The following is a 307-nucleotide window of genomic DNA, read 5'->3' on the forward strand; positions in this document are numbered from 1 at the left end:
CGTTCACAAAGCCAATCATAACCGGATGCGGCACCATACGAATAAACTTTCCGAGCTTAAAAACTGCAGCCAGTATTTGCAGTATGCCCATTAGCAGCACAGTGGCAAATAAATATTCAACCCCATGATCAAATACTAAACTTACCATAACAACAGCTAAGGCACCGGTTGCGCCAGAAATCATGCCAGGGCGACCACCGAAAATAGCCGTAATTAAACCAACGATAAACGCGGCATAGAGTCCAACTAAAGGTTCTACATTTGCAACAAAGGCAAACGCAACAGCTTCTGGGACCAAGGCTAATGC

At 45.0% G+C, this 307-nt stretch carries 1 protein-coding gene; it reads right to left on the reverse strand.

The window, feature by feature from the left end; genetic code table 11:
• Positions 1-307 (reverse strand): SulP family inorganic anion transporter (locus tag AAEY62_RS21500; RefSeq protein WP_350636423.1); only part of this gene is annotated, 307 nt, incomplete at both ends.

This window comes from Pseudoalteromonas sp. GW168-MNA-CIBAN-0100 (assembly GCF_040309225.1).
Lineage (GTDB): Bacteria > Pseudomonadota > Gammaproteobacteria > Enterobacterales > Alteromonadaceae > Pseudoalteromonas > Pseudoalteromonas arctica.